Raw genomic sequence first — 25,398 nt, 5'->3', positions numbered from 1 at the left:
GTCACCCGTCCAGAGTCTGCAGCAGCTCCGAAATCCTGATCGTCGAGAAGTTGGAAACCGTATCGCAGACTGCGTATGGCAAGATGATCAACTCACCGTGCCGCATTCCACCGCATGTGTAGACGACGTTCGGGACGTACCCCTCACGTTCCGACTTTTCCGGACGAACGAGCGGATCGCGTGACCGGGCGAGAACCTTCGAGGGATCCTTCTTGTCGAGAAGTGCGGCCCCGATCGCATACCGACGGACCGGGCCCACACCGTGTGTGAGCAGCAACCATCCTTCGTCGAGCTCGATGGGGGATCCGCAATTTCCCATCTGCACGAACTCCCAGGGAAATTTGGGGCGCAGGATCGCTTGGCCGCCGTTCCATTCGTGCAGGTCGTCGGAATAGATCAGGTAGAGATTTTCGTTGTCCTGCCGACCGATCATCGCGTAGCGACCATCAATCTTCCGCGGAAACAGCGCCATCCCTTTGTTCATCGCCGCGGTGCCGGTCAACGGCGTCATCTTGAACGAGATGAAGTCGCTGGTCTGCAGTAACTCCGACCGGATGGCCTTGCCGCTGTAAGCGGTATAGGTCGCATAGAACGTCTTTTCCTCATTCTCCTCCGTCTCGAATTCGACAAAGCGTGCATCTTCGATGCCGTTCGACTGAGCTGGTGTCACCGGAAAAATGACGCGTTCGCTGATATGCTGGTCGGCGCTGAAACTGAGTTCGACGCTCTCATCCGATGAGCCTGACAGTGGCGTTTGGATCGTTGGGGTGGATGCAAGCCGTGCAGTCGGTTCTATCTCCACGCCGCCATCGGGCGCGATCAGTCCCGTGCGGAACGTCAACGAGGAGACATGCCCCTCGCCGACGGCTCGCAGGCTCAAGACAAACCGGCGGCTACCCTCCGGCACGCCCGATTGATCCGGATGAGCGACGATACTGGGGTTGAACAGTGCCGAGGCTTCAAACGAATATTCGTTGAGGAAGTAGGCCCCGATCAGCTGTCGCTGCGTCGGGCTGAAAACCGTGTGCGGCGCAAAGGCTTCTTCCATCTCCTTCGCGCGTGCTTCGAACGTCGCCAGGAGGTTACGGTGGCGGCCCTCAAAATTCTCGAGCACGTCCGCAAGAAGAAGATCGGCGGCCTGCGGTTCCAGCGCCAGCACCCGATCGACAATAAGGTTCGCCCGGGTTTTATCCGTCGGATTCAGATCCCGGGGTTCGGTAGCGGGCTTGAACGGACGCACGACCACGCGGGAGGAATCGGGTCGTAGGAAGAGCGATTGGCGGTTGACAACAACGGCTTTTGACAAAGCGATCTCATTTCATTTGAACGGAATTCGGGATCAGGCACTCAGGGCGTGCAATTGGGAGGAGGTTGCCGATTGACTGCCGCTCCGCACGATCCTGCGGTATTCGACGAGGCCTAAGAGGTAAGCGAGCACGGACTCGGCCCCCCTGTTCTCGTTGGGGCGTGCGCGATGCAGCCCATCGCGACAACTTCCGGTGTCGATATCCACGAGCGGGACGGAAAGATCATTGGCACCCGTAAACCAGTCCAACGCCATCCGCGCATTGCTTTGCCATTCGGGGCGTTTCTCGGCATGCCAGGCCGTCAGGCAGGCAGAGATGGTTGCGGCCGCCTCGACCGGCTGCTGGTCGAAATGCTGCGGCGGCAAGCCGACATCACCGAAACCATCCGAACCGACCGGGCGGAAATGCCCTGTCCGTGCAGTCTGCATCGTCATCAGCCAGCGCAGGCTCTGCAGGCCAGCGGAGATATGGGTTGGCTTCTCAGCGGCCAGACCCGCAAGGATCAGAGCTTGCGGAAGACGGGCGTTGTCATAGGACAACCCCTCTTCAAACCACGGCCGATCCGGTGTGGCCACATGCGAAAAAAGCGCCATCAGCCGATCTGCGAGAGTGGACCGAATCCGTCGGGCATTGATGTCGTGGCGCCGGGCCGCGCAATATCCGTCCAATCCCAGCAACGTGAATGCCCAGGCGCGAGGTGAGGTGAAATCGACTGCTGTCGGAAGGGCTTCGGCAAACAGATCGGCAGCCCAGTTGCGTCTCGCCGAACTGGTGTCGTTGAGCGCGCACTGTCCAAGCGCCCACAGCGTGCGGCCATGGCTGTCTTCCGAGCCCTTGTCTTCCAGCCATCGCCGGTCAAAACCGATGAAATTGCGAAAGTGCTTTTGATCCGGGTTCCACGCATGCTGGACAAAGGACGCAAACCGCGTGGTCAGGATATCGGGCAACTGGGTTTCGCCGGAGGCCATGAGAGTGACTGAAAGCAGCAGCGCCCTGGCATTGTCGTCGACGCAGTAACCATGCGACCGGTCCGGGACAGAATGGACGGCATGCTGGAATAGTCCGGTGTCGTCACACATCGACAAGAGGTATGCGAACTGGAGCTCGGGCACACCGGGCGAGCCGAGGGCCGACGGCTTGCGGCCAACTGGCGGGACAGCACCGGGCCGGATTTTTGGCTGGATGACCGCCTCAAACAGCGAGAGGTATCGCTGGCCCGTGCGCTGCCAGGTCATAGACCGACTGGCGGCATAGGCGCGACGGCGTATCGCGTTGCGACTGTCATCGTCGGTCAGCAATGCTGCGATTTCCCGACCGATCGCCTCGGAATCGCCGAACGGTACGAGAACGCCGGAGCCATCCGCAAGGAGCTCGCTCGCGTGCCAGTACGGGGTCGATACAACGGCTTTGCCGAGCCCGAAACTGTAAGCAAGCGTGCCTGAGGTCATCTGGGCTTCGTTGAGATAAGGCGTCGCGTAGACGTCGCACATCGAAATGAAGTCGAGGAGGGTCGGCAGGTCGACGAAACGGTCGAGGAAGACCACATGGTCTTCGATGCCGAGATCCTCCGCACGCGCTACGAGCGACTGTCGATACGTCTCGCCCTCGGTCCGCACAAGATTCGGGTGGGTCGCGCCAAGCACGACGTAGACTGCGTCCGGCCTGCTCTGCAGGATCACCGGCATCGCGTCGATCATGACCTCGATGCCCTTGTTGGGTGACAACAGGCCGAACGTCAGGATAACGGATCGCCCCTCAAAACCGAGTTTCGTCTTCGCCTCGTCCGGCTCGCTGAAGGCGATTTCCGGGATTCCGTGCGGGACGAACTCGATTTTCTCCGCCGGCACATCATAGACTTCCTGCAGCAGCTCGCGCCCCCGCGCGGCCATCACCACCACCTTCGACGAGATATCGACGATATTGTTGAAGACCCGGCGCTGAGATGGTGTCGGTTCGGCAAGGACCGTATGCAACGTCGTTACGACAGGCATCGTCAGCCGTGACAACAGCGCCAGGATATGACTTCCGTCATTGCCTCCGAAGATGCCGAACTCGTGCTGGAGGCAGACGATATCGAATTTCTCAGCGTTCAGGTATTTCGCGGCTGCGACATATTCCGCAAGATCGTCGTCCGCGATCTGCAGATGGACGCTGTGCGGATAGTCATACACCTGGCCATGATCCGTCATGGCGACAATCGCCGTTTCGACGTTTGCCGAGGTTTTCGATACCGCTTGCTCAAGATCCGTCGTGAAGGTCGCGATGCCGCAGCGGCGCGGCAGTGAGTTGCCGACGAAAGCGATTTTCCTGGTCTGGGTCATGACAGCGTCTCCGTTGAAGGGAACGCTGGAACGTCCGCTAAGGGTTGAACAATGGTCGTCTTCTTGGGATCCGGCATGTCCCGGAGCGGACCGACGTCCCGCAGCAGGTTTTCCCGGGCGTCTTTGCCGGCATAGGCGAGCAAAGCTGTGATCGGAGCAGCACCGGCTTGTATAGATGCGTCTTCCGCTTCCAGGAAAACGGCATCACCAAGCTTCAGCTGCATCGATCCTATCGACGCTTCGCCCGCAAGGAGAAGCAGCCAGCATTCGCTTTCGGCCTTGAGTTGCCACAGCGTGTTTGCAGCAAGTGTCACCCGCTCGAGCACGAAGAAGTCGCAGGAGACGAGTAGCGTTCTCTCTTTCGTCAGATGACGCATCGGTTCCTGGCGCGGTGCCTGTCCCAGCTGCGCCACTGAAACTGCCTGTTCGATATGGAGTTCACGCGCGCTTCCATGGTCGAAGAGACGGTATGTCGTGTCACTCGCCTGCTGGATTTCGGCAATGACGAGCCCCGCACCGATCGCGTGGATGGTTCCGGCAGGGACGAAGAACGCATCGCCCGCATAGGCTTTTTGCCAGTTGAGCAGGCAACCGATCGAACCGTCGGATATGGCGTCGCGCAACTCCTCCGTGGACACGGGCGTTTTCAACCCGATCCCCACTTCGGCGCCGTCCTCAGCAGACAGGACGTACCAAGCCTCTGTCTTGCCGTTCCTCATGCCGACGGCCTGCGCCGCCGCGTCATCCGGATGGACCTGGATCGACAGTGCCTGAGACGTGAACAGCAACTTGAGCAGCAGTGCAGAAGCGTCACGGTCTGGACCGTTGCGCGCGTAGCGCAGCTCGCCAATGACAGTCGTGCCGTCCGACTGGCTCCACGGCTTCAGTTCACGACGGCCCCACGGCTTTGCTGCGGGCTGCACGCCTAGATGTTCTACCGTCATGATACCTCATGGGTATGCCGCTAAGATCAGTTCGATCTGAGGTCGGTAGCTGCGCCAGCAAATCAGGTGGAACGGTCGCTATCGCAACGATGTCAGGTTTTGAAACGCGCCCTGGGATATCGGAACCCGCCGGGCCATTCGCGCCGGCAGCCTGTCAGGCTTTGCGCAGGCATACCTGATATAGGGTTATGTCCTACGGATTTCAATTTTTAAATAAAATCAGCCACCAACCGCAACAAAATCAAATTCTTCACGCATCAGAGATTTTATAAATTATAAGTATATTGGTAATTTACTTAGCTGGTACTGATGAGATACGCTTTAAAAGCGCAAAAAATGCAAAAGTGTACTATCGACACGCATTTCTACGACTTAGGAATACGCTGCAACATCTAGCCAGCATCGCCCCAATGACCGGAGAGCTGTTCGGCGCTCCTTCACACCACGTCTTCGCTCAGGACTACCTCGGCATCGTCGCGATGCATCTCGAAAACCTGCCTCCCGATTTCCGAGCTGAAGCCTGCGCGTGCAAACGATGCGAGCTCCTTGGCCTTGCGTTTCTGATCGAGCTCCACTCTCCTGAACGGGCCAAATGCCCGCTTTCGGGCGAGCACGACCGCGGCACGCAGATCGTTCACGTCAGCGACTGCCTCGGAGGCGGTTTCCCGGTCTATTCCCTTGATCACGAGCCGCTGCGAAATCGCGCGTTTCGACCGGCCGCTTCGTTGCGCAGAACGGGTCGCGACTTCTGCGTAAGCCTGATCATCGAGAGCGCTGTTGTCATATCCGAATTTCACGGCAAACGCCGCAAGCGCCTCGACTTGCGCATCGCCGATGTCTTCGAACTTTTCCCGCGCCTTGCGCGTGATCGCTTGCCGGAGCTGTTTTTCCGTGTGCATCCGTTTGGACAGACGATAGATAGCGGAGTTGCGCGCCCATGACAGCATACGCGTCGTCGGGATATCCGATACGGGTTTTTCAGCAAGCTCGTTGCTGCTATCGTCTGGTAAAGGCTCCAAAATCAAGTCCTTGTTCCAGTTGTATCACGCGATAACTGACAATCAGAGAACCTTGTTGTATCAACCGCGGTCAGGTTTTTTCGAACTGGATCCTGGACAAGGGCATCGCAGTTGTCACGACGACACCGTCCGGCTCGTAATCGGTCGTGGCGGTTCCGTAAGAGTTCAGACTGGACGCGATGAGCCGAGAGCCAAATCCCTTTCTGGTCGGGATAGCGACGGGTGGCCCGCCGACTTCCCGCCAAGACGAGATTAGAAAATCCTCTCCCTCCCGGGCTTCGATTCTCCATGCAATATCGATGTGACCATTGCTCTCGGAGAGTGCGCCGTACTTGGAGGCATTCGTGAAAAGCTCGTGCAGCACCAGCGAGAACGACAGGGCGGCCTGGGGATCAAGCTCGATCTCCGGTCCCTCGATCCGGACGCGGTCGGAGCCCTCAAGACCGATGTTGATCGTTGCGGCGTTCACGATCTGGCCAAGCGTCGCGCTCACCCAGTTCTTCTGGAGCAAAATATCGTGTGCCGAGGCATAGGCCGACATGCGCGACTGGAGCTTCTCGCCGGCATCTTCGAGCGAGGCCGCATTGCGGATCGACTGCGTTGCAATCGACTGCACCACCGAGATGGTGTTTTTCATCCGGTGACCGAGCTCGAGCATGAGCAGGCGTTGCTGGCCGGCCTGTTCTCTTTCCTGCGTTCTGTCGCGAAGGATTTTGATGAAGCCTATGACGGTATCGTCATCGGATCGCAACGCCATCATCTCGCCGGACGCCCAGAAGGTTGAACCGTCCTCGCGCAGATGCCATCGCTCGTCGCTACCACGTCCCTGGCTCAGGGCGGCAGTCATCTCCCGTTGCGGAATGCCCTGCTCGCGATCCTCGAGCGTGAAGAAGGCTGTGGCCGGCCTGCCCACCATCTCGTCTGCATCCCAGCCGAGAACACGCCGAGCACCCTCGTTCCAACTGGTCACGAGACCATCGAGATCCATCGAAATGATCGCGTAATCGATCGCGCTCTGGACGATGGCTTCGAGATACCGCTCTCTTGAGGAAATCTTGTCTGTGGGTATCTCGATCTTCATCAACTGGTCTTTCGCCATATCGGTCCCAACGTGGTGGCACGAACCAGCTCAACTGGGGAATTTTAGCACTATCTGCAATCCCTATTCAAAGAGGATCGTGGAAATCGTGTGGCACAAGATCGGCCTCCCGTCGAGCCGCCATAGGCGACCCGATCTCGAAGCTGGCGGCGAGACGACAGTTCACATCGTCGGCGTCTCCCGCCCGAGCCATACAGCGGAGGAAAGCACCGACAGCCAGTCTTACAATTCGCCCTTATGAAGAAGGGTGCGAACATCGTCGGAGACCTGGTTGGCGGCTCCCAGCGTCTCGATCAGCTGCGCCTGTCGGCTTCCTCTCAATCCCGCGGTCGTCAGCTGCTTGTCGCGGACATAGGTATAGATGCCGCTCACTGCGAAGGCAGTCGCATGGCTGATCTGGGCTTTCTGGTCGGAGAGCGTGCTCTGGAACAGATCGCCGCCGTAGAACTGCCGACGAGCAAGCGGGCTGGCGAATGCGAGCTCCAACACCGCAATGTGCCGGCGCTCGTCTGGAACAGTATGATCGACGCCGGGAGCAGGCGGTGCGGGTTTTGCATTGTCGTAGACATCGGGCAGGTGCAGACGCACTTTCATAGCGGCAGGGTCTGAGGAAATCTTCTCGGCAAGGTTCGTCATGAACGTTACAAAGGCGAACGCATCGCCTGTCCTGGAGCCGAGATGGACGTGGATGCGATCAAGTCCGTCGTCTCCGTTGGGAACCGGGTCGGCGCTGCGATCGATGAGTGTGGTTGAGCCCTTGGGAAGGGCATAGGCAACGGTTGCTGCAAACATGTTCTGCTCGTCCGCAAACAGGATCGAGCAGGCGTCATTGAATTTCTTCTGGTCGGCCGCCGTCTCGAAGCCGATCTCGACGCCGCCGTCCAGGACATAGTTTTCAAATGGCGAAACCCCGTCGATTTCAGGCCAGAGATGCGCGTCCTGTTCGCGGTTGAAGTGGTTTTGTACATACCATCCAAGCCCGGGGATTCGGGAACAGAGCGGGCCATGCACATCGCGCCAATAATTGGCGAACGTTTCGTGCGGCACTTTTGGACGACGAAGGACGGTCGTGTAGGTGTTGATCGCTATGGCGGCATCGCGCGCCGCAAAATTCGTGTCGTTCGATGAAATGGACAAATGAAACTCCGATTCGTTGCACGGGGAGAACATGCAGAGGTTTCGGTTGTTCCTTTTGCCCCAACATTAGAGCCGGCAGACGAGCGGACGCAGGATCATCGCATCGGAAGCGCGCCGTCACCGAGTGACGGCGCGCTTCTATTGCTCCCAAGACCTAGCTTTTATTTTCGCCGCGCGGCCGCAACCTCACCCAGGATGTCATGCAGTTCCGGGAGTGCGTCGAGCTCTTCCAGCATGACGGACAGTTTCGGTTTCCAATTCGGATAACTGTCGCTCGTGCCAGGGACGTTGGTGGGCTGCTTTTCGTCCGTGAGATCGGCGAGCCGTACAGCCATCAGGAGGGATGGCGTTCTGGCAACGAAGGCATGGGCAGTCGCCGCCAGATTTCTACGACTGGAGTGATCGACCGCTTCCGACCCCATAAGATCGGCCGCCCGAAATGCGGAAAGCACGTCGCGCCTTTCGCTCTTTCTCTCGCTCTTCTGCTGACGGGCAGCGTCTTCGGGCACGAGATCGTTCTTTTCCCGCATCATGACGTCAGCTGCACGCCACCAGCCGGAAAACGTCTGGTGGTCATGGGTTGATACACATGCCAAGGCCAGCGCCGGATACTGGTCGGGCGGATGGAAGCCCTGCTTTCCCTGCTCGTAGGAGAGAATTCTGTAGGAGAGAATGTTGGCAGCCTCCAATTCTCCCTGCAGCCCTTGCGGCAGATTGCCGAGATCTTCTCCGATGACGAGGCAGCCATATGTGTTGGAGAGGTCCGCAAGCGTCTTGATCAACGCTTGTTGGGGGTAGCCGACATAGGCACCCTCTTCGGGGCTTTCTCCCGATGGCACAAGGAAAAGGCGCCGCAGAGCTGCTGCATGGTCGATGCGAACCGCGCCCGCGTAGCGCATGACACCTTCCATCGTGGTCTCAAATGGGGACGGATTTCCCGAAGCGATCGCCGAAGGGTGAAACGCTGCAAGCTGCCAGTCCTGACCATAAACCGCCATGGGATCTGGCGGACTGCCGATGCTGGCACCTTCGACATAGGCATGACGGCTGCTCCAGGTGGCCGATCCGTCCAGTGCCTCGCCGACGGCGACGTCGAGATAGAGGCCGACGCGCATGCCTGCAGCCTTTGCACGAGCTGAAGCCTCGGTGAGCTGCCCATGTGCCAGATACTGGAGCCACAGGTGGAAATCGACGCGATCGCCGTGCGTTTCCGCAAACAGCTTTACCGTCTCCGACTGCGGATCCTGATATTCTTGCGGCCACGCCTTCCAACCGACGCTGCCCCCAGATGCGACAAGGGTCTCCGAGATCGCCTCGAACAGGGCGTGCAGCCTCAGTTCAGCGTCGCCTTCCCTGCAGAAATCCTGAAACGCGGGGTCCTCTCGGCGTTTTTCTGTCGTCCAAATTCTGTAGAGCACCTCGCGCTTGATCCGCGCGACATTCCCGTAGTCGACCAGTTCCGTTCGTTGCAACCGGGCAATATCTTCCTCCAGCTCAGGCTGGCTTGCGAAGCCGTCGATCCGATCGACAGCAATGTAGAGGGGATTGAGAAAACGCCGGTTGGAGGGTTCGTAAGGACTGCACCGTTCGGCAGCGGCCATGAACGGCGCATGGAGCGGATTGAGACCGACGAAGTCGGCACCCCAGCCTGCGGCGAGATCAATGAAAGTGGACAGGTCGTCAAAATCGCCGATCCCCCAGTTTCGGCGCGATCTCAGTTCGTAAAGCTGCAGCGCCACGCCCCAGACCCGCTCGCCTTGGAGATCAGGAAGAAAGCACTGGGGTTGACCGGAGGCTTCGACCGAGGCGGTCTGGTCCTGGTCGTTGTTTTGCGGGTACCGCTCCAGCGACGCGAGGATTTTTGCCCGGCCGGCTGTCGAAACGGGCACGTCATTGCCCTGGGGTGAGGGTCTTTTGTTTTCGATATCGTAGGCCTCGGAGCTCTGGACCCGATCGAGCATGGCGTCGTCAATATTCTGCTTCATTAGCCCACCTCGTCAATATTATACGGTCGGCAGGCAAAGCATGCAGCTTTCCTCCAACGTCGATTTCTGAGCCCAAACCGTCTGCGGGTTGAGGAAGTTCCCCGGCGCAATGCCCGGACTAGGAAAGAGTTTCTGCTCTGCGAGGTACATCACGCTGCAGCGGACGAAATTGCGCTACGAGTCCTGCAGCATTTGCAGGATGACAGAGCGGTACTCCGGCATGGCCAGTTCCATTGCCTCGAGGTCTTCCCGGCCAAACCAGCCCAATTCGGAATGCTCGGTGCCGAGCAGGGAAGCCTGTCCACCTTTCCAGAGCGGTACCGCATAGGTGTGGAAGGGCGATTTCTGCTTTTCGTCACGGCTCTCGTACAATGTCGCGACCTTGTTGAAGGCAAGTGGCGTGAGCCCCACCTCTTCCTCGCATTCCCGCACCAGAGCCTCGTCCAGGCCCTCGCCTTTTTCGACATGACCGCCGACCAGATCCCACAAATTTGCCGACCACTTTCGGTGCGATGCGCGCTGGACAAGCAGGATCTTTCCATTTCCGACAAAACCTGCGCATACGATCTTCGCCATTGTTTCTCCTCTGTCCTGTCGAAGCGTTCGCAGGCATTGAGGGAACCACCTGTGGCAAATTCAGTTCCCTGCCCTTGAGACGCATTGACGAGGGAATGAATGGCACCGCCGCAATTTGGAACTATCGAAGAGATCTGGCGCTACCCGGTAAGCTCGCTTGGTGGCGAGCGTTTGACCTCCGTCGAGCTGGGAACGGACGGAATTGAGGGCGATCGTTCATGGTGCGTTGCTGATGCGCAGTCCGGCCATCCGGCGGCGCCCGAGAAAGAATCTCGCTGGAAACCGGCACTTTTCCTCCACTCGAGATCAGGTCGAGACCGGCCTGAAATCGGATTTCCGGATGGGGAGTGGCTGCGTGTCGGAGAGAGAGATACCGATGCGAAGCTGACCCTCTATTTCGGCTTCGAGGTCGAAACGCGTCCCTATGCCGCGACCGGCGATGCACAGACGGCCGTCAACCGTTATGAAGTGAGCCCGGTCCATCTCGTGACGACCAACTCCCTTCGACACTTGTCCACGATCGTCGGAACCGACGATATCGACAGCCGCCGGTTTCGCCCCAACGTCGTGCTGCGAACGCCTGCGGCCGAGGGCTTTGAGGAGAAGTCATGGCTTGGAAGGCGGATGCAGATGGGAGAAGCGACCATCCACATCTGCGAAGAAGCCAAGCGGTGCGGAATGACGCTGATCGCGCAACCCGGGCTTCCCGAAAACCCCGACGTGCTTCGCTCGCTTTTGCGACAAAACAAGCGAAACTTCGGCATTTACGGCGATGTCGAGATATCCGGGAAGCTGACATTGGGTGACCCGGTCGAGATCGTGACGGGCTGACGCCTTAAGCTTGCGCGATGATCAGAGGCGGCGCGTTCGATTTCAGGATCGCTTTCGAAATCACCTCGCCGATATCGCGTGCGCTGGTGATTCCCTGCACGAACGGAAGCTTGTGCAGCAGAAAAGCGATCGAACCGCAGTAGAGGTTGTTCGAGAGATTGTCTTCGAACACCAGACGGAAATCGTCGTCGAGATCGATCCCTCCTGTCCGGACGATCTCCTGCTCGGCGCCATCAAGAGAAAACGCAGCCTTTGTTGCCGCTTTTCGAACGACACCCTGGCCAACGAGCGTCGGGAACGGAATGTCGCGGGCCGACAGCTCGTGCTGTCCTGTCGCGTCGATGAAAGCCTCAAACCGAAGCTCCCGGCCTTCCGTGCGAACGACAGCTCCGCGCTCGACGCTCTTATTGTCGATCTCGCTGCTGTTTCCGAGCGCTACGATCTCAAGCTTGCCGGTGCGATGGAGAGCGAGCAATCGGCGGATCGATTCATGCGGAACCGTCGCGTAGTCATCGATGAAGACGGTCTTGAGGTGACTGTGGAACCGCTTGAGGTCATCAGCGTCCAGATGCGGTATCGCCTTCGCAATCACCTCATGCATCCGCAGGATGGCATAGCGCCATTCCACCGTGTGCTTCAGCTTCTTGTTCAGATCCGCTTCGGCGAGGTTGCGAGCAGCCCAGGCAAACGGGTCGTTGGTTTCCCGAGCGCGGAAATAGGCGGGCGCGATCGTCTCAACGGTCAGAAGCGACAGGCCGATGCTTGCTGCATAGTCCGGATCGCAGGCCACCAGCTCCTGCTTGAACAGTTCGAAGATCGCATCCAGAAGATCGAGCTTCCGCGTGGCGATCGCGTTTTCGATCGCCGGTTCGGTACAGAATGTCAGCGGGCGGTACGGGATCTCGCAGTAGAAGTCGGCTTCTGGCAGCACCCCTTTGCGCGACATCATCGTTGCGCGGAAGGCTTCGGTTCCCGGCAGGGGCTCGTATTGAAGATCACCCTGCCCATCGAGCATGAAGGCACCATGCGCAGTCGAGACGGTGATCAGCGCATCGATGCCGCTCAGCGACGTGCCCAGAATGCCGAGATTGCATGGAGGAATGGTTTTGAGAAGCGGTGCCGGCCAGGGCGAGATGAAGTATCCGGGCCGCACCTCGGTGGTCTCCGGCCAGTCGTGGCCCGTTGCCATCACCACGTGATCGAAACCGAATTCCGCCGGTTCGTCGTCCAAGGCTTTTACGCTCAACCGGATATCGTCTGCGCGCAGCTCGATATCGACGACACGATGCCGCGCCTTGAGGTGGATGGCGTGGCCGTTGGCGGTGGCGGCATTCAGAAGCTGCTGAAACTGCGCGTGCAGGAACTCTCCCAGAACCACGCGCGGATAAAACTCCCGCTCGCTGATGGCATCGCGTTCGACGCCGAGATGCTGCAACTCCATATCCGTCTGACGGCGAAGCCACTCGGTCAACGTTTCGCAGATTGGCGGCAGCTCGATGCTGGCAATGTTGGAGAGCATCGCCGCATCGTTAAGATCGGGGCGATAGGGGGTTCCCTTGCCGAGTTCCGCGTCGCTTTCGAAGATGGTGATCTCAAGCGGTTCAGACTTCCCGATGAGGCCCTTCAGAGTGTAGATGCCGGTCGGACCGGATCCGATGATTGCAACTCTCAATGCCATATGCCCGATCTATCCTTACAGGAACCAGAAAGTCTGGAGACTGCGCCAACAAGGCTGATGCCTCGAGGTTCCGTCACGACGCAATGATCGCCGCTCCACGTCAGAATTGAGGTCCGGCTGTATGTCTGCCTGACAGTGGAACCGTTCCCATTTCCGGAAGTTTGTGACGTCGAACATCGCCATCCCGTTCTTCAGTGTCAATGATTAGAGAAGTGTATGAGACCACGGCGTATTGTCGTCATCAGTGATTTTCAGGATGGAAGCTGGAGCGACGAGGCCTTCCCGTCCCCTCGAAGCTTTGAAACGCTATGGTCATCAGGTTCACGCGGATCTCCTCCCCTGTCCATTCCGGATACGAACGACGTGGTTGTCGACGGCGGCTATATCGAGCGGCTTCCACTCGCAGCCCTCAAGGACGGGCTGGTCGATTGCGCGGAAATCTGGACGCATAGGCGCGGCGGTGATCCTCCGCCAGAGTGGCGTTCCGGCAATCCGTCGCTGGTGCGCCGTTCATTCCGGATGAACGGTCCGGAGGCTCCCTTTGCCTCGAACGACATGCTCGGGCATATCGAGGCGTTCGGCGCTCCCGACATACTGTGTGTCTGGGGACTTGGGGTGAGCGAGGAGATCATGCTTGCCTGCCGCGACAGCTTTAAGATCTACAACTCCATCGACGCTCCGGCACTTCGCGTGCCGTTCGAGGTCAGCCGTCATTTCGATCTCGTGATCACGGGAGCGGAGTGGCAGTCGGAGGTTGTTCGCGCCCGGCATCCTGACATGCGCACAGTCGTGATGCCGATCGGACCCGAATTCGCATCCGAGATGACATTCCGGCCGCTGAACCTTCCGAAGATCTATGATGTGATCTATGTGGCCGCCGCCCAGCCCTACAAGCGCCACGACATGCTCTTCGAAGCGCTGGGTAAGCTACCGCGGTCGCTGCGAACCCTTTGCGTCTTCGGTTACGGAGAACTCGTACCGGAGCTGAGGCGCCATGCGGACGCGCTGGGCATCAATGTCGATTTCATTGAGCCGCCGGGAATAGCCTTCGACGACGTCAACCGGTTGATGAACCAGTCACGGATCGGCGTCGTCTGCGGCGTCGACGACGGAGCACCTGCCATTCTCACCGAATATATGCTGGCCGGCATTCCCGTCCTCGCCAACAGCGCGCTTCGGTGCGGTTTACAATACATTATGCCGGAGACGGGCCGAATGGCTTCGGAGCAGGACTTTCACGACGGTATCCGGGATCTGCTCGGGCTCGCCGACGGGATGAAACCACGCGAGACAGTGCTGGAAAACTGGACGTGGCAGCATAGCATCAGCCGCCTGCGAGATTTGATGAACGACAGGTAACAGAATTATGATGAGCGTCCGGAACTTTGCTGTCCAGGCTTTGTTTGGCGGCATCTGTTTCGAGGTGCTTGATGAACGTTCTGAATTCCTTCCCGCAAACGCCTGATGCCTCCCTGCCTATCGATACGCCGCTCATCTGCTTCTCGCATCTGCGCTGGGACTTTGTCCTGCAGCGTCCGCAGCACCTGATGCAGCGCTTCTCTCAGGATCGTCAGGTCTTTTTTTTCGAGGAATTCATTCCAACCGATCATCATCTTGCCTACCTGGAAATTCACCCATTCGCCGATACGTCCGTCAAGGCGATCCGGCCAAGAGTTCCGCATTGGTGGAGCGAAGCCGAGCGGGATCGGGCGCTTAGCCGACTGCTCGACGATCTCATCCTGCTTCACGGTGGGCGGCGGCCGATACTCTGGTTCTACACGCCGATGATGTATTCCTTCGCGCAGCATGTGGACGCGGCGGCGGTTGTCTACGACTGCATGGACGAGCTGGCCAACTTCAAGTTTGCGCCGCCTCAGCTGAAGGATATGGAAAACGCGCTGATGGCGCGCGCGGACGCGGTCTTTACCGGCGGGGTGAGCCTCTACGAGGCAAAGCGCGATCTGCATGACAACATCCATGCCTTCCCATCCAGTGTCGATTCGCACCATTTCCGCGCAGCACGAAACTCGGTTGCCGATCCAAGCGATCAGGCAAAGATCTCTCACCCACGGTTAGGCTTCTACGGCGTCATCGACGAACGCCTCGATCTCGACCTGATCCGCGCAGCGGCTGCAGCGCGACCGGACTACTCCTTCGTTTTTCTCGGTCCGATCGCCAAGATATCGCCGTCCGATCTGCCTCGCGCGGCCAATATTCACTACCTCGGGCACAAGTCCTATGCCGACCTGCCGTCCTATCTGGCGGGTTGGGATGCGGCGCTCATGCCGTTTGCGCTCAACGAGGCAACCCGTTTCATCAGCCCCACCAAGACGCCTGAATATCTGGCGGCAGGGCGACCGGTCGTCAGCACAAAGATTGCAGACGTCGTTCGTACCTACGGTGATACGCCGGGCGTGTTTTTTGCCGACGATGCCGACAGCTTCGTCAGCGGATGCGATGCCGCGCTTGCCATTGCCCGCGCCGATACGTCCTGGCTCGAAGCGGTTGACAGGATGCTCGCGCGCTCGTCCTGGGATGCCACGTTCAAGAGCATGGCGATGATCGTCGACCAGACGGCTGTAGATCCTCCATTGCCATCTGCGCTGCTCGGCAAAAACGACATTCTGGTGCATTCCGAGCGTGACTAGGATGCCGCGGATAGTCCTTGCGACGGATAGCCTGGACCCATCGGGCATGGGCGAGCATATGCTTGCCTTGGCGCGCGGGCTGTGCGGGCAGGCTGATGTGTTCATTGCGCTGTTGTCGGAAGACCGGGCAGGATTGCTCCCGCGCGCTGCCCGTCTCGGCCTCGGCATCAAACTTGCGGATGACGTCGATGACTTTGCTCAATGGCTGTCCAGCAGCAATGTCGACCTCCTCCATGTCCATGCGGGGATCGGATGGGAGGGGCACGCGCTGGTCGAGGCCGCGAACCGAGCCGGTATCCCGGTCATTCGCACGGAGCATCTTCCTTATCTCCTCACCGACCGCGACCAGCAGGACGAGTATCAGCGACGCACGCGGGATGTCGCCCATCACGTCGTGGTTTCGGAAGCCTCCCGGGACAGTTTTCGCGGGCACATTGCGCCCGACCGACTGACGGTTATCCGCAACGGTATCTTCGTGCCGCAGCAGACGGCAACAGGCGACGCACTTCGTCGCGACCTCGATGTGCGTGACGAGATCGTGCTCGTGACCATTGCACGGTTGACCGCGCAGAAGGATCACAAGACCCTCCTCGAAGCCATGCCGCAGATTTTGGAGGCGCACCCCTCCTTGTGCCTTCTTCTGGTCGGATCCGGCGAGGAACGCGTGAGGCTCGGGGCTTTAGCGGATGAGCTCGGCATCTCCGACCGCATTCGATTCACCGGACATCGCCCGGATGTCGCCAACATCATCGCTCTTGGCGACCTCTTCGTTCTGCCATCGCTGTTCGAAGGCCTGCCGCTTGCGGTGCTCGAGGCGATGTCGCTCGGCTGCCCGGTCGTTGCCACCCGGATCGGCGGCACCGTCGAGGCGCTCGGGGAGGACCACCCACTTTTCTCCACACCCGGCAGTTCCGCTTCAATGGCCTCTGTCGTCATCGCGGCGCTTTCGGATCGGCAGAGACTTGCGCATGTCGCCGAGGCTGCGCGCGTCCGCTTCGACAATCACTTTTCCGCACATCGCATGGCGAGGGAAACGAGAGCGGTCTACGACCGGTTCATTTCCCAGCCTGCCAATCTCATGCAAAAGGACCTATCCATGCAGAAGACACGCCTCGCCTTTATCGGCGTTGGAGGTATCGCGCACCGCCATCTCGATGTCATCTCCGGCTTCGACGATGTGGAACTCGTCGGGTTCGCGGATCCGGATATCGGCCGCGCCGATCAGGCCGCAGCGCGCTTCGGAGCGAAATCCTTCGCCCACCACCGCGACATGCTGGACGCCGTCCGCCCCGACGCCGTCTATGTCTGCGTGCCGCCGTTTGCGCACGGGGAACCGGAGCGGGACCTGATCGAGCGCGGCATTCCTTTCTTCGTCGAAAAGCCGGTTTCGCTTGACATCGAGACGGCCGAAGAGATCTCGGCTGCCGTGACGGCGAAGGGTCTCGTGACCGGCGTCGGCTACCACTGGCGCTACCTCGACATCGTCGATGAGGCCCGCAATCTCCTCAAGGACAATCCCGCCCAGCTTCTGTCCGGCTACTGGCTGGATAGCACGCCTCCGCCGCAGTGGTGGTGGAAGCAGGACAAGTCCGGCGGACAGATGGTGGAGCAGGCGACCCATCTTCTCGACCTTGCGCGTTTTCTTGTTGGTGAGGTGACCGAGGTTTACGGACGTGCCGGTCACACGGACAGGCCCGAATTTCCGGGCCTCGACGTGCCCACCGTGACGACGGCCGCTCTGACATTCGAAACCGGCGTCGTCGCAAACGTTGCCTCCACCTGCCTTCTCGGCTGGAGCCATCGCGTCGGGCTTCACATCTTCGCAGACCGTCTCGCAATCGAGCTTACCGACCGCGACATCATGGTGGATGTCGGCCGAGGCCGGCCGGTCCGTGGCGCAGACGGCGACCCCGTGTGGCGCGAAGACCGCGACTTCATCGATGCCGTTCGCGGCGGGGAAAACCGGATCCGCTGCCCCTATTCCGAAGCCCTTGCAACGCACCGGCTGGCGCTGGCTGTCGTTGCCTCTGTGCAGGAAGGCAAGCCGGTTTCGATCGCGCCGCCAGAGATGCGGCAGCCCGAGCCTCTGCCTTTGCAATCCCAGCCTCGGCCGGAAGCACCCGCGCCGGGCTTGGCACCGGGCCACCGGATCATCCGCTCGCTCGGCGTCGAGGCCCCCGGGCGGTCCTATTTCTTCGAATACGAGGAAGGCCCTCCTGGAGATGGCCAGGTTCGGCTCGACACGCTCTACACCGGTCTTTCCGCGGGGACCGAACTGACGTTCCTCAAAAACACCAATCCCTATTTCCGCTCGCGCTTTGACGGCGAGCGCGGGGTGTTTATCGAGAACGAACCGGACCTGCACTATCCGGTCCCGTTCCTCGGCTACATGGAAGTTGCCAGGGTCTCAGAGTCGCGCACAGGCGGTTTTGCGCAAGGCGAGGTGGTCGCATCCGCCTACGGCCATAAATCGGGCCACACGGCCAACCCGTTCCACGATCTTCTGGTGCCGCTACCAGCCGACATCGATCCCGTGCTCGGCGTCCTCGTCGCCCAGATGGGACCGATCGCCGCAAACGGCATTCTGCACGCCGATGCCGAAGCCTATGGAGCTCACGTTCCTTTCCTCGGTGCAGGCGTGAAGGATCGCCCGGTTATTGTGATCGGCGCCGGAACAGTGGGGCTGATGACTGCCCTGTTTGCGAAATCCCTGGGTGCGTCCGAAGTTATCGTGACCGACCCATCGGAGTTCCGCCGTCAAAAAGCGGAAGCGATGGGCCTTCAGGCCATGACCGAGGAGCACGCGTGGCAGCATGCCAAGGCCCGCTGGCATGATGGCGCGATGGGACGCGGTGCAGATCTCGTGTTCCAGACACGTGCGTATTCAGGCAGCCTCAACACGGCGCTGAAAGCCCTGCGGCCTCAAGGCACGGTGATCGACCTTGCCTTCTACCAGGGCGGCGCGGATCAGTTGCGGCTGGGTGAAGAGTTCCACCATAACGGCCTCAACATCCGTTGCGCGCAGATCAACCGCGTTCCGCGTGGTCTTGGTGCGCTCTGGAACCGCGGCCGCCTTGCCCGCGCAACGGTCGATCTTCTCCGGACGCATGGCGACATCATCCGCGAGCAGATGATCACCCACGTCATTCCGATGGACGACGCGCCGGCCTTCCTGACGGACCTGATCGAAAACCGTCCGGAATTCCTGCAGGTTGTGTTCAAGGTGGGCGAATGACACCTGAACCTCAGCCTGTACGGATTCTGTTCGTCTTCGCGTGGTTGGTGGTCGGCGGCGAGGAGACCGAAGTGCGGCTCCTCGCGGGAAACCTCGATCCTGATCTCTACCGGATCGACGTCGTTGCCTGCTTCCGCAAGCCCGGAATGCCGGAGCAGACCCACGAGCAGCTGCGGGCGCTCGGGGTCGATGTCGATACGACGCCTTACGATCTGTCCTTCGAGGACACGGTTGGCTATCTGGCCGGCAAGGTTCCTGGATACGACATCGTCGTTTCCAGCCAGAACGTTGCCGACATCTATCCGGCACTCGAACGGCTTCATCTCCGCCCCCCGCTGATCGAGCATGGCGGTCTTGTTTCGGAGGCGGAAGCTGGCCCGAAACACCTCACGAGCCGGTATGTCGGCGTCTGCCGCTCCATCCGCGACGCGGCTGCGTCAAGAATGCCCGGCCGCGAGCAGCACGCGCTCGAGATACCCTCGATGGTCGATCTCTCCGAGTTCAATTCGGCGAACCGCTCGGTCATGCGGTCAAAGCTTGGGTTCCGGGATGAGCAGGTTGTCATCGGCTGGGTCGGTCGGCTGGATCCGAAAAAGAATGTCGAGGACTTCATCCATGCCGCCGCACTGGTCGTCAGAGATAATGCGTATGCGCAGTTCGTCATTGTCGGCGGACCCGATGCTTTCATGCCGGACTATGCCGATCACTTGAAGGATCTCACCCGCCGGCTGGGCTTGGCAGACAGGGTCACGTTTTTAGGCGATCGCAAGGATGTGGCCGAGCTTCTGTCGGCGTTCGACATATTTGTCTGGCTGTCGCGCGGCGAAGGCATGCCGCATGTCATTGCCGAGGCAGGTGCCGCCGCCCTGCCCGTCATCGCAACACCTGAAAACGGCGCCCAGCAGCAGATCGACGACCAGGTCTCCGGCCTCTTCGTGCCCTATAACGATCCGGCCGCCGTCGCTGACAAGATCCGCTTACTTGCGGGCGACGAAGGTTTCCGCCGTTCTCTCGGACAAGCGTTGCGGCGCAAGGTCGAGGCGAGCTACTCGATCGAGGCCGTGTTGCCGCAGTGGACACAGCTTTTCAGCGACGTCCTTGCGGAGAAATCGCCGCAGGGGCCGACCGGCATCTTCAAATCGTTTCTGATGGGCGGTTTCGAATGCTCGACGCATCGGCTACGTCCCGCTGACGGCGAAACAACCGGTCGACGCCTGGATATGATTGCGGCAATCGAGCACGATCGCTTTGCGGAGCAGGATTATCGTCAGCTTGCAGGACTTGGAATCCGTACGGTCCGCGATGGTTTTCGCTGGCATCTGATCGAAAAGTCCAGGACCTATGACTGGTCGAGCGTATTGCCGATGATCGAAGCCGCGCAGAAAACCGGCACGCAGGTCATCTGGGACCTCTTACACTACGGATGGCCTGACGATCTCGATATCTGGTCGCCGCAATTCGTCGATCGGTTTGCAGCCTTCGCCGGCGCCTGCGCACGGTTGGTTCGCGACAACACAAGCGAAGTGCCGTTCTACTGCCCCGTCAACGAAATCTCATTCTTCTCGTGGGGCGGCGGAGATGCCGCCTATCTCAACCCGTTCGCGCGTGGTCGAGGATTCGAGCTCAAGGTTCAGCTTGCCCGGGCCGCAATCGCTGCCATGGAGGAAATCCTCTCGGTCGACCCCCGCGCGCGCTTCGTTCACTGCGATCCGGTTATCAATGTCGTGGCGGACCAATCGAGACCATTCGAGTCCGGCGTTGCCGAAGGTCACAGGCAGTCGCAGTTCCAGGGATGGGACCTCATCGCCGGCCGAATGTGGCCGCAGATCGGCGGTCAGGAGCGGTTTCTCGATATCATTGGCGTCAACTACTATTTCAACAACCAATGGATCCATGGCGGGCCGCCGATCGACATCGGTCATCCCAGCTACAAGCCGCTGAGCAGGATCCTTGCCGAAACCTACGCGCGTTATGGCAAGCCGATTTTGATTGCAGAAACCGGCATCGAGGATGAGCGGCGTGGGCCTTGGTACCGTTATGTCTCGGATCAGGCAAAACGTGCCATGCAGTCCGGTGTCCCGTTCGAGGGGATTTGCCTTTACCCGATCGCCAATCATCCGGGATGGGACGACGGACGGGCTTGTCAGAACGGATTGCTAGCAAGCAGCGTGTCTCTCGGTGGGCGAGCGGTAGATCCCGGACTGTCGTCGGCTATCCAAGGCAGCGTTGGTTGAGACCCAACCGCCGAAATATCAAACAAGCGACGGCGGCACCAGTGTGCCGCCGTTTGCTACTGGATCGGTTCGAAGAACGGTTGGCCTAGAAGCCCTTGCCATTCGTCAGTTCCATCCTGATGGTTTGGAGGATGATGTAGACGTCAAGCCAGATCGAGAAATTGGCAACATAATAGAGATCGCAGGCGATGCGAGCCCGGGCTTTCGAAGCACGATCCGTTGGCCCCCGCAGGCCGCGCATTTGCGCCAGCCCGGTAAGACCAGGCCGCATGCTGTGTCGCTGGTGATAATCCGGAACGAGTTCCTCATAGGTAACGCCGGCCGCAAGCATGCCGACGGCGTGGCATCTCGGACCGACAAGAGACATGTCCCCTTTGAGCACGTTGATGAGTTGCGGCAGTTCGTCGATATTGGATTTGCGAATGAATTGGCCGACCCGTGTAATCCGGGGATCGTTCCGAGTTGTCTGTGCGACGCCAGACACATCTCCCCGGTCGGTAAACATCGATCTGAACTTATAGATTTTAATCTTGCGACCGTCCTTCCCCCATCGGATCTGGGAAAACAGCGGTGACCCTCTGCTCTCCGCACGGATGATCGCGCATATCAGGACGAACAGGGGAAGAAGCGTAACCAGGGCAATCAGGGATATCAGCATGTCGACTGCGCGCTTGGCCGCAAATTCCCAAGCCGCAGGCTGATCACTATATGTAAGCTTATAATTATCATTCGCCGAACTACCGGCGAGGTACTCACTAGCATCCAGTTGTACCACCAGCTCCACAGCACTCAAGGGAACCATCCAATATACGAGAGTTAATATATGATCGTCTTATCAATACTCCATATCTCGATTCTAAACACGAGTCAGCCCGGAACTTAATAAATGGTTAAATATAAAACAAGCAATATTGCTTTATTATTACATATGAAATTAGATTTGATACGTAGATTCGCAGCAACACGCGTCGAAACCCGCCGGTTCGCTCGAGAGAACCGTGATATTTTGCGGTCGACGACTTGAGAGATCGATCAAATTATGCGTTGCACAGTTTTAGCTATCATTGCCGCAATAATTTCGTCGCTTCCCGCACAGTATGCACCTACCGAGATGTGCGTCGCTTCCAAGCAGAAATCCCCGGGCGCATGAGCGAAGGTTCGGGGAACGCTGCAAAAAAAGGGAACGGGTATACTTAAAAAACGGGTAAGACGATCGGGTACAAGATCGACAACGGCAAGATCTGCCTGCGATTTCCGAACGGACAGAAAGGTTGCGTAAGCGTCGAAAGCGACGGCAAGCGCTCTGAAATGATCACCAGAAAAGGTGATCGCTCCGACCTACAATCAGGCTCTTGCCGCAGCACTCCAGGACTACGGTCACATCACTCGCCAACAGCTACGATCCATTCGGCGTGATGTTATTTGCGTCTTGCGTTTTAATCTGAAGAATATACTAGATATAGACGCAAAGTACGGGTGATTGGAGAGGTTGAGATGGCCGCTTTACACGTAATCTCGAAGTTAACTATTGCGACATTACTCCTCGCAGCTTCGCTCGGGGCGTCGGCATACGCGGCGGATATCATTCAGCGGTCGAGGTATAACGAGACGCAACCGAATACACATCTTGTACGCTCGAGCTACGTCACAGAGGAATGCGAACTGCTTGAGATCACCTACCGAGAACCGCGCCAGATCGAAATCGTCAGGGTCTGTTACCCGCCGATTTTCTGAGCGCGAAGTTTCTCGGCGAGCGTTTTCATGGTCGATCGGCGGCGCTACAGTTCGCTTCAATTTGACCGATCACACTAACTGTATTCGAACTATTGTGCGGTACATATTCCTCATCTTGTGAGGGAAAAATGTCGCGTCGTTTCAGAAATCTGTCATTTGCTTTCGGTGTCTCCATTGCTCTCTGGGCTGTCATCATCCAGGGTATCAGCCAGATTGCCGAGCACATCGGCACGCCTCACGACACGACTGTCACGGCAAGTATCAAGTAGATATGAAACGCAACTCAGTTTGTGACTTGCTGAGCAGGGGCTTTCGGAAGCGGATACGTTCCAACGAGATTGTATCGACTTTCATCCAGCATTTCCCGCTTATATGAAATGGTTGCCGCCGCAATCTCTCTGCGAAAATCCTGCCCGCGCGCCAAGGCGTCTCCGAGCGAAATGGACAGATACGCATCGAGATCGAGCAAGCGTGCTGCAATTGCGGACGCCTGATAGGCGAGCGCTTCCCGTTCGGACAAAGTTCCGAAGCTTATTTTCAGCCGGAATGTCGCGTTCCCTACAGCCTCCCTACCCCGGATCTGGACGAATATCGATGACTGACGTCCCAAATCCGCTCCCGTCACGAGATAGCTGCATTCCCATTTGGCGCCACCGTCTTCGCGGGTAAACACAGGCTCTACCTCGGCAAGGGCTGCAAGAGTAGCGCACTGCTCGTCAGCACGTATCGGGGCGCGGCCCGTCAAAAGGCGGGCTTTCTTTGCAAAGACCACCGACACCCCCATGCTTGCCTGTGCGGCGGACTGTGCATTGACAAAGGGCACGCTCAGGTTCGCAACGCTGCTTTGCTGGAAACCCAGCCGCAGCAACAAAAGCTTGAGACGCATGTGATCATTGGACAGGAGAAGGCTTGCGCCGATTGCGCTTGAGAAGGCGGCGAACAGGAGCATGAACACGACGAGACCTCCCGGCCCCCGATGCCTTGCCCCTTCCGCAAACCGCCTATCGTTGTAATATCTGCTCAAGCCAAGAAAACCTCGTGAGCACTGCAAAAAACAGGAAAGGACCTTAGGAAATAAAAACTGAGAACAATCTGGCGTGCATTAGAATTGCGCGAACCCGACTTTCTTATTTACAAAAATGGCAATATCGATCGTTTTATTATTCTAATATTACGTTGGCACTGACCCGAGCGCATGCGCTAACGGAAAGCATAATATCTCGCTACCGCAGCGCACGCTAGAGGCGTTTTATTATTCAGCTGCTACTAAACGAAGAATGATTCGAGCTTAGACGCGGCTCATCACAGCCTCCGGCCAAAATCCGTTGGCGAGGGCGTTGGTACAGTTCGAAGGCTTTAGATGTTCAGACGCCTAATCCGCCTTATCGTCTGAACTCACCGGCTTGCTGGTTGGCGGCGAAACACCTCCGCCGTGATCGGCCGACCACGTCTGCGGCGAGCTGCTATGAGGCTTTGAATCGCTCGCCGTCTGCTCGCGCTCCGGGCTATGCTCGCCCTGCGGGCTCCCTTCCGCCTGTGCCTCCTCATTGCCGGTTACGTCGCGTTTTTCGTCGGTCATGATGTTGCTCCTGTTCGGCGAAACAACAGCTAGAGAACGCAAGGGTTCCGCCCGGGTCTTCCGGGACAGCAGATTGCGGCACGATGGCGTCTTGCCGGAAATCCTGCGCGAAGGCTGTGTCGTGGTTGCGTCGGGTCATGCGCGAAGAAAAATGAGCAAAATAATCTCATTTGCCTGTTTTATTTGCTCGATCCTCTCCTCCAACAGCACAGGTTTTCCTAGATAACACCGCATCGAAAGGCCATCAGGCCTGATGCCCGAAAGGAATGACCATGAACTGGCTGAAATCCATCGCTGCTGCCGCCATGCTGCAGGCCGTTGCCATCACCCCATCTGTCGCTGGCGAAAACCTCGACCAGATCAAGGCCGCCGGCGTGATCAAGATCGGGACGGAAGGCACCTATGCCCCCTTCACTTTCCACGACAGCGCCAACAAGCTGACCGGCTTCGACGTCGAGATCGGCGAGGCTGTCGCCAACAAGCTTGGCGTGAAGGCAGAATTCATCGAAGGCAAGTGGGATGGCCTCATCGCTGGCATCGATGCCAAACGCTATGATGCCGTCATCAATCAGGTCGGCATCACCGAAGCCCGCAAGCAGAAATATGCCTTCTCCGACCCCTATATCGCGTCCAAGGCCGTGCTGATCGTTCGCAGCAATGACGAGGAGATCAAAGGGTTCGAAAGCCTAAAGGGCAAGAAGTCGGCACAGTCGCTGACCAGCAACTTCGGCAAGCTGGCCGAGGCGTCTGGAGCAGAGCTCGTCGGCACCGACGGCTTTGACCAGTCGATCCAGCTGGTTCTGACCCGCCGCGCCGATGCCACGATCAACGACAGTCTCTCCTTCCTCGATTTCAAGAAGAAGCAGCCTCAGGCTCCCGTGAAGATCGTTGCCGAAAAGGCGGATGCGGATTTCTCCGGCATCATCGTTCGCAAGGGCGACGACGAGCTGGTTTCAGCCATCAACAAGGCGCTCGCCGACATCAAGGCGGACGGAACCTACAAGACGATTTCTGACAAGTATTTCGGTCAGGACGTCTCGAAGTAAGAACGGACTGTTCCGTTCTTGAAAC

At 58.7% G+C, this 25,398-nt stretch carries 19 protein-coding genes and 1 pseudogene; 8 read left to right on the top strand and 12 right to left on the bottom strand.

Going from position 1 to position 25,398, the window contains the following annotated elements; all coding sequences use genetic code 11:
• Window position 1: 1 nt before the first annotated feature.
• Entirely contained in the window at window positions 2-802 is an 801-nt protein-coding gene (locus G6K99_RS23560; RefSeq protein WP_371816261.1) for a glycosidase, read from the bottom strand.
• A 48-nt stretch (window positions 803-850) separates the two neighbouring features.
• Here G6K99_RS23560 and G6K99_RS23555 point away from each other — a divergent pair, with 48 nt between their 5' ends.
• Window positions 851-1,267 (top strand): DUF559 domain-containing protein, encoded by a 417-nt coding sequence (locus G6K99_RS23555; protein WP_371816240.1) that lies wholly within the window; start codon window positions 851-853, stop codon window positions 1,265-1,267.
• A 72-nt stretch (window positions 1,268-1,339) separates the two neighbouring features.
• Here the strand turns inward: G6K99_RS23555 and G6K99_RS18855 are convergent, their stop codons facing one another.
• The 7 genes from G6K99_RS18855 to G6K99_RS18825 all read right to left on the bottom strand — a co-directional run bounded on the left by G6K99_RS18855 (window position 1,340) and on the right by G6K99_RS18825 (window position 10,388).
• Complete coding sequence (locus tag G6K99_RS18855) at window positions 1,340-3,628, bottom strand: glycosyltransferase family 4 protein (protein ID WP_174197470.1); 2,289 nt, start codon at window positions 3,626-3,628, stop codon at window positions 1,340-1,342.
• Window positions 3,625-4,572 carry a class I mannose-6-phosphate isomerase gene (locus G6K99_RS18850; protein WP_174197469.1) on the bottom strand — a complete coding sequence of 316 codons (948 nt, stop codon included), beginning with the start codon at window positions 4,570-4,572 and terminating at the stop codon, window positions 3,625-3,627. Before G6K99_RS18850 ends, G6K99_RS18855 begins: the two co-directional genes overlap by 4 nt.
• A gap of 437 nt (window positions 4,573-5,009) precedes the next feature.
• Complete coding sequence (gene recX, locus G6K99_RS18845; protein WP_256413818.1) at window positions 5,010-5,591, bottom strand: recombination regulator RecX; 582 nt, start codon at window positions 5,589-5,591, stop codon at window positions 5,010-5,012.
• Window positions 5,592-5,661: 70 nt separating this feature from the next.
• Complete coding sequence (locus G6K99_RS18840) at window positions 5,662-6,672, bottom strand: HWE histidine kinase domain-containing protein (RefSeq protein ID WP_174197887.1); 1,011 nt, start codon at window positions 6,670-6,672, stop codon at window positions 5,662-5,664.
• 240 nt (window positions 6,673-6,912) lie between these two features.
• Entirely contained in the window at window positions 6,913-7,827 is a 915-nt protein-coding gene (locus G6K99_RS18835; protein WP_244631532.1) for a hypothetical protein, read from the bottom strand.
• A 161-nt stretch (window positions 7,828-7,988) separates the two neighbouring features.
• On the bottom strand, window positions 7,989-9,812 hold the full coding sequence (gene malQ, locus G6K99_RS18830; protein WP_244631531.1) for a 4-alpha-glucanotransferase: 1,824 nt from the start codon (window positions 9,810-9,812) through the stop codon (window positions 7,989-7,991).
• Between the two features lie 174 nt (window positions 9,813-9,986).
• On the bottom strand, window positions 9,987-10,388 hold the full coding sequence (locus tag G6K99_RS18825) for an NUDIX hydrolase (RefSeq protein WP_174197467.1): 402 nt from the start codon (window positions 10,386-10,388) through the stop codon (window positions 9,987-9,989).
• Window positions 10,389-10,487: 99 nt separating this feature from the next.
• Here G6K99_RS18825 and G6K99_RS18820 point away from each other — a divergent pair, with 99 nt between their 5' ends.
• A complete protein-coding gene (locus G6K99_RS18820) occupies window positions 10,488-11,219 on the top strand; it encodes an MOSC domain-containing protein (RefSeq protein ID WP_174197466.1) in 732 nt (243 codons plus the stop codon).
• A 4-nt stretch (window positions 11,220-11,223) separates the two neighbouring features.
• On the opposite strand, the gene G6K99_RS18815 is transcribed toward G6K99_RS18820, so the two are convergent.
• Window positions 11,224-12,897, bottom strand: a complete 1,674-nt coding sequence (locus G6K99_RS18815; protein WP_174197465.1) for an FAD/NAD(P)-binding protein — start codon at window positions 12,895-12,897, stop codon at window positions 11,224-11,226.
• A gap of 216 nt (window positions 12,898-13,113) precedes the next feature.
• On the opposite strand from G6K99_RS18815, the gene G6K99_RS18810 reads away from it, so the two are divergent.
• From G6K99_RS18810 to G6K99_RS18795, 4 genes and pseudogenes are all read left to right on the top strand, one after another.
• Window positions 13,114-14,256: a glycosyltransferase family 4 protein gene (locus G6K99_RS18810; RefSeq protein ID WP_174197464.1), complete on the top strand. Its 1,143-nt coding sequence runs from the start codon at window positions 13,114-13,116 to the stop codon at window positions 14,254-14,256.
• A gap of 71 nt (window positions 14,257-14,327) precedes the next feature.
• Window positions 14,328-15,494 (top strand): annotated as a pseudogene (locus tag G6K99_RS18805) (glycosyltransferase family 1 protein); the annotation flags it as partial.
• 52 nt (window positions 15,495-15,546) lie between these two features.
• Entirely contained in the window at window positions 15,547-18,780 is a 3,234-nt protein-coding gene (locus G6K99_RS18800) for a glycosyltransferase (RefSeq protein WP_244631530.1), read from the top strand.
• On the top strand, window positions 18,777-21,014 hold the full coding sequence (locus tag G6K99_RS18795; protein ID WP_174197462.1) for a glycosyltransferase family 4 protein: 2,238 nt from the start codon (window positions 18,777-18,779) through the stop codon (window positions 21,012-21,014). The genes G6K99_RS18800 and G6K99_RS18795 overlap by 4 nt, the downstream gene beginning before the upstream one ends.
• An 85-nt stretch (window positions 21,015-21,099) precedes the next feature.
• On the opposite strand, the gene G6K99_RS18790 is transcribed toward G6K99_RS18795, so the two are convergent.
• Window positions 21,100-21,780, bottom strand: a complete 681-nt coding sequence (locus tag G6K99_RS18790; protein WP_256413911.1) for a sugar transferase — start codon at window positions 21,778-21,780, stop codon at window positions 21,100-21,102.
• 1,096 nt (window positions 21,781-22,876) lie between these two features.
• Between G6K99_RS18790 and G6K99_RS18785 the strand changes: the two genes are divergently transcribed.
• Window positions 22,877-23,017, top strand: a complete 141-nt coding sequence (locus tag G6K99_RS18785; RefSeq protein WP_156461709.1) for a hypothetical protein — start codon at window positions 22,877-22,879, stop codon at window positions 23,015-23,017.
• 14 nt (window positions 23,018-23,031) lie between these two features.
• Here the strand turns inward: G6K99_RS18785 and G6K99_RS18780 are convergent, their stop codons facing one another.
• Together G6K99_RS18780 and G6K99_RS18775 are read right to left on the bottom strand one after the other, a co-directional pair.
• Complete coding sequence (locus tag G6K99_RS18780; RefSeq protein ID WP_244631567.1) at window positions 23,032-23,697, bottom strand: DUF6030 family protein; 666 nt, start codon at window positions 23,695-23,697, stop codon at window positions 23,032-23,034.
• Window positions 23,698-24,120: 423 nt separating this feature from the next.
• Window positions 24,121-24,327 (bottom strand): hypothetical protein, encoded by a 207-nt coding sequence (locus G6K99_RS18775; protein WP_174197460.1) that lies wholly within the window; start codon window positions 24,325-24,327, stop codon window positions 24,121-24,123.
• Between the two features lie 272 nt (window positions 24,328-24,599).
• Here G6K99_RS18775 and G6K99_RS18770 point away from each other — a divergent pair, with 272 nt between their 5' ends.
• The gene (locus G6K99_RS18770; RefSeq protein ID WP_113110284.1) at window positions 24,600-25,373 is read left to right on the top strand and encodes an amino acid ABC transporter substrate-binding protein; all 774 of its coding nucleotides are present in this window, start codon (window positions 24,600-24,602) and stop codon (window positions 25,371-25,373) included.
• Window positions 25,374-25,398: the final 25 nt, after the last annotated feature.

Origin of the sequence: Neorhizobium sp. AL 9.2.2, assembly GCF_013317225.1 — a bacterium.
Lineage (GTDB): Bacteria > Pseudomonadota > Alphaproteobacteria > Rhizobiales > Rhizobiaceae > Neorhizobium > Neorhizobium soli.
The sequence above is the reverse complement of the archived record's forward strand: the minus strand, read 5'-3'. Positions and strand labels throughout refer to the sequence as shown.

Excerpts from the sequence above, each read along its gene's own strand:
- G6K99_RS23555 (WP_371816240.1), top strand. The coding sequence starts at position 851 with ATGCCCCTCGCCGACGGCTCGCAGGCTCAAGACAAACCGGCGGCTACC.
- G6K99_RS18855 (WP_174197470.1), bottom strand. The coding sequence starts at position 3,628 with ATGACCCAGACCAGGAAAATCGCTTTCGTCGGCAACTCACTGCCGCGC.
- G6K99_RS18850 (WP_174197469.1), bottom strand. The coding sequence starts at position 4,572 with ATGACGGTAGAACATCTAGGCGTGCAGCCCGCAGCAAAGCCGTGGGGC.
- G6K99_RS18840 (WP_174197887.1), bottom strand. The coding sequence starts at position 6,672 with ATGAAGATCGAGATACCCACAGACAAGATTTCCTCAAGAGAGCGGTAT.
- malQ (WP_244631531.1), bottom strand. The coding sequence starts at position 9,812 with ATGAAGCAGAATATTGACGACGCCATGCTCGATCGGGTCCAGAGCTCC.
- G6K99_RS18825 (WP_174197467.1), bottom strand. The coding sequence starts at position 10,388 with ATGGCGAAGATCGTATGCGCAGGTTTTGTCGGAAATGGAAAGATCCTG.
- G6K99_RS18820 (WP_174197466.1), top strand. The coding sequence starts at position 10,488 with ATGGCACCGCCGCAATTTGGAACTATCGAAGAGATCTGGCGCTACCCG.
- G6K99_RS18815 (WP_174197465.1), bottom strand. The coding sequence starts at position 12,897 with ATGGCATTGAGAGTTGCAATCATCGGATCCGGTCCGACCGGCATCTAC.
- G6K99_RS18810 (WP_174197464.1), top strand. The coding sequence starts at position 13,114 with ATGAGACCACGGCGTATTGTCGTCATCAGTGATTTTCAGGATGGAAGC.
- G6K99_RS18800 (WP_244631530.1), top strand. The coding sequence starts at position 15,547 with ATGCCGCGGATAGTCCTTGCGACGGATAGCCTGGACCCATCGGGCATG.
- G6K99_RS18795 (WP_174197462.1), top strand. The coding sequence starts at position 18,777 with ATGACACCTGAACCTCAGCCTGTACGGATTCTGTTCGTCTTCGCGTGG.
- G6K99_RS18785 (WP_156461709.1), top strand. The coding sequence starts at position 22,877 with ATGTCGCGTCGTTTCAGAAATCTGTCATTTGCTTTCGGTGTCTCCATT.
- G6K99_RS18780 (WP_244631567.1), bottom strand. The coding sequence starts at position 23,697 with ATGCTCCTGTTCGCCGCCTTCTCAAGCGCAATCGGCGCAAGCCTTCTC.
- G6K99_RS18775 (WP_174197460.1), bottom strand. The coding sequence starts at position 24,327 with ATGACCGACGAAAAACGCGACGTAACCGGCAATGAGGAGGCACAGGCG.
- G6K99_RS18770 (WP_113110284.1), top strand. The coding sequence starts at position 24,600 with ATGAACTGGCTGAAATCCATCGCTGCTGCCGCCATGCTGCAGGCCGTT.